This is a genomic window from Synechococcus sp. B60.1 (assembly GCF_047462555.1).
Taxonomy (GTDB): Bacteria; Cyanobacteriota; Cyanobacteriia; order Thermostichales; family Thermostichaceae; genus Thermostichus.
This window is the reverse complement of record NZ_JANSJN010000075.1, coordinates 1-3,565: the sequence shown is the minus strand read 5'-3', so window position 1 is coordinate 3,565 and position 3,565 is coordinate 1. Positions and strand designations below refer to the sequence as shown.

General features: G+C 54.9%; 3 protein-coding genes. All 3 read right to left on the bottom strand.

The window, feature by feature from the left end; all coding sequences use genetic code 11:
* On the bottom strand, positions 1–2,160 hold a 2,160-nt coding region (locus NW863_RS09250; RefSeq protein WP_414365915.1), incomplete at its 3' end, for a PAS domain S-box protein.
* 127 nt (positions 2,161–2,287) lie between these two features.
* Positions 2,288–2,839 carry a hypothetical protein gene (locus tag NW863_RS09245; RefSeq protein ID WP_414365914.1) on the bottom strand — a complete coding sequence of 184 codons (552 nt, stop codon included), beginning with the start codon at positions 2,837–2,839 and terminating at the stop codon, positions 2,288–2,290.
* An 80-nt stretch (positions 2,840–2,919) separates the two neighbouring features.
* Positions 2,920–3,528, bottom strand: coding sequence for a Uma2 family endonuclease (locus tag NW863_RS09240; protein WP_414365913.1), 609 nt, complete (start codon positions 3,526–3,528; stop codon positions 2,920–2,922).
* Between the last annotated feature and the right edge of the window lie 37 nt (positions 3,529–3,565).

Sequence of the window (3,565 nt, the reverse complement as noted above, 5' to 3'; positions counted from 1 at the left end):
ATCCAGGACGGACTCGGCGGCTACAAACCCCCCTATGCCCTCCTGCAACTGGTAGATCATCACCCGATCCACCTGGAGAAACTCTCGCACTTCCGCCGCCGTGGTTTGTAGGAGGGGCTGCAAGTCCAGCTTCTCGCGGATCCGCCGCAGCAGGGATCCCAGAAGTCTTTCTCGATCTGCCTCTTGCAGCAGCAGATCCTGGGCTTCTTTGAGAGGGGTTATATCCACAGCAATGCCGCAAACGGCATAGGGATCCCCTTGCCAATCCCGCAGGGCAAACTTAGTGATCCACTTTTCTTGCTTTTTGCCGTCTCGACAAATGGTGCACTCATAGCTGATGGGAGCGGGAGACTGGATGGCCCTTTGATCTTCCTTGCGGAACTCCAGAGCTTCCTCTGGCGAGAAGAGCTCCGTATCGGCCTTGCCGAGAACTTCTTCTGGGAGTTTACCGTTTTTCTGCAGGTAAGCTTGATTGACCTGTAAGTAGCGGCCCTGCAAATCTTTAACAAAGATGGGAAAAGGGATCCCGTCGAGGATGGCCTTGAGACGGGCCTCGCTCTCTTGCAGGGCCAGCTCTGCCTCTTTTTGCTCGGTGATATCTTCTGTGATGCCGGCAATGCGGATCACTTCTTGCTGTTCATTGAAAATAGGTCGGCAGGAAGTTCGCAACCAGCGCACCCGACCATCTCGATGGAAAATGCGATAGGTAACCGGCTTCTCTCCTCGGATAACTTGAGCTACGGCTTGCAGAACCTGAGGCAGATCTTCGGGGTGGATCCTGTCTTTCCACAGATCCGGCTTCTGGTAAAACTCCTCCGGCGTGTATCCCCAAATCTGTTCACAACGCGGACTTACGTAGGGAAATTGACCAAAATCTGCTGAACTTAGGAAAAAGCTTACAGGAACAACTTCCGCAATTTCCCGGAAGCGGGCTTCGCTTTCCCGCAGCGCCAGTTCCGCCTCTTTTTGCTGGGTAATGTCGCGGGTGCTGCAGACGATTCCTGCCACCGCAGGATCCTGCAAAAGGTCGGTACAGCGGCTCTCTAGCCATACCCAATGGCCATCCGCATGCTGCATTCGATAGATAGAGCTGAGCGTTTCGCCAGGTCGAGCCTTGAGTTGTTCAAGAGCACAAGCAACAATCTCCTGATCTTCTGGGTGAACCCAATCCAAAGGTATAGGTTCTCCCTCCTTAGGACAACGACCTAAAATTTTCTCAGCAACCGGGCAATTCAAGGGATAGACCAAGCCTTGGGCATCGATCCGGCACAAAATGTCGTGGCTGTTGTTGAGAAAGGCGCAAAAGCGCTCCTGTTGTTCTTGCACCTGTTGTTCCAGCCGCTTTTGCTCCGTAATGTCCAAGGCAATGCCGAGGCACCCCAAACCTTTGGACTCATCCTGCAGCTTCACGGCCAGGCGATAGACATAGCGCTCTTGGCCTTGAATGATTTCCTTGCCCTCCACTTGGGAAATCCCTTGCGGCTCTAGGTCGGCTAGAGCTTGGGAAGTGAACTCCAGCCACTGGGGGTACTGCTGAGCCATCTCTTGCAGGGAAGTGCCCAGCAGGTCGCCAAACCAGGCACGGTCGGTGGCATTTTGCAAAATCAGCACCCCCTGGGGATCCCTGGCCCATATGGCTGCCGGCAGGGCGTCCAAGAGGGCTTGCAATTGGGCTTCCCGCAGCCGCAGATTCTCTTCCAGTTGCTTTTGCTTGGTGATGTCTCGGCCCATCCCGCGAATAAACTGCAGCCGGCCTCGCCGGTCGAAGATGCCCTGGTTGATCCACTCAAGCCACCGCACCTGTCCCGCCGCGTCCACCATCCTAACAACCCTCGTGAAGGTGGGCTGCTGAGGGGTGAGCTGGGCTATCTGCTGCCGCACCTGCTCTTGCTCCTCTGGCAACAAGGCCTCGATCCAGCGCCGGCCCCGCCAATCGCCCAAAACCCTCTGATGGACTTCGTTGCACTCCAGCAACGTCGTATCGGGCCGCGCCAGGGTGACGATGTCGGGAAAACCAACCTGGGCCTGATGCAGCCGTCGCCTTTGCCAGAAGACAAGCGCCAGGAAAGAGGCTGCCCACAAAAGCAGCCACGGCCAGTTGCGCAAAGCATCCCTGACGACTAGGCTAACGGTTTCTAGAGTCTCCTCAGGAATAGTCATGACGGCTTAGCATTGCCGAAATTCTGTTCTGTGAAGGTTCGCAAAAGCACCTATCCAAATTCACACCCATTCTCGACAGCTTGCCAAGGATTGCCAAGTACTACAATCAACAGCTTATGAGGAAACCTCACGGGTTCATATAGGCCTGAATCCAGCCTGCCAGCCGCTGCGCCAAGGCAAGGGCTTCCGGCTCGCCTTTTTTGATCGCCGATTGGCTACTGAAACAAGCGATCACTTCTTCAAGCTCTTGTTCAAAAACCTGGGGACGGAGCTGCAACCGCACCTGAGCTTGTATCTGAAAGCTTTCCTGTGCTTCTTTATCCAAGATCTCTTGTCCCAGCCGCTGCAGCCGCACCCCTTGCAATTGGGCGAGAGGATAAGAGAAGACCTGCTGCCGCCAGATCCCCCAAGGGCCACCCAGCCGGGTCAGGGTCACCCGCTGCCGCTCCCGATCCACACTCAAGATCTGCCCCAGCCCCCAAGGGATCCCAATCCCCAGGCCCGCTGCTACAGCCAGTAGCCCCAGCAGAGGGGAAGGCTGCCAGAGCTGGGATCCCAGCGCCAACAACCCCAGCCCCGCCCCCACCCGCCAGGCCAGTTGCTCAGGGGTAAACCTTTGCAGGGCAATCCGCAGCCGCCTGGGGGTGCGCTCCAGAACTTGCAGGTGAACCAGCGCCATGGAAGGGGATCCCGTTTTTGGGGCCAGTTTACCAGGTGCCGCGGAACCCTGGAGGGTTTTGTTGCTAGGTTCGCAAAAAACTAAAACTCAGGTTCGGCAAAAAACTCCGACAAATCCAAGGCAAACCCAGGGATCACCTCTTCGCCTTCTAGGATGTCGCCTGGCCGCTTCAGTGCTGTGGGCTCAGGCTGACGGTAAACCAAAACATACTTTTCTTCGGGATGAATAAGCCAAACAAGGCGGGATCCGTTCTCAAAATAATCGACGATCTTGTTGTGGATCTCTCCTACAGTGTTGTCATCAGAGAGAACTTCCACAACCAAATCTGGGGATCCCTCGATATAACCCTTGGGGATCCCGCCAAGGGATCGCAGCCGCTCTTTGGAGAAGAAAGAACAATCTGGGGAGCGGCGATTGCCGGATTTCATTTTAAACGAAGTGTCGGAATCGAAGACAACACCCATTTTTTGGGCTCTAACATAGGCAGTCAGGAAAAAACTGATTAAACTAACGTAGTAGCCATGTCTTGCACCCGCTGAGCCCATCGCAATTAATTTTCCATTTACAACTTCGTAGCGATTGCCATCATCGGGCAGAGCCATAAACTCTTCATCAGTCCAAATCTTCCCAGAAGCTGTTGCAGAGCTTTCGGTAGGTTCCTTTGCTAGCCTTTCCAGAGCTTCAATCATGGTAGCCCTCTCAGATAGCTAAAACAACTAAGGGATC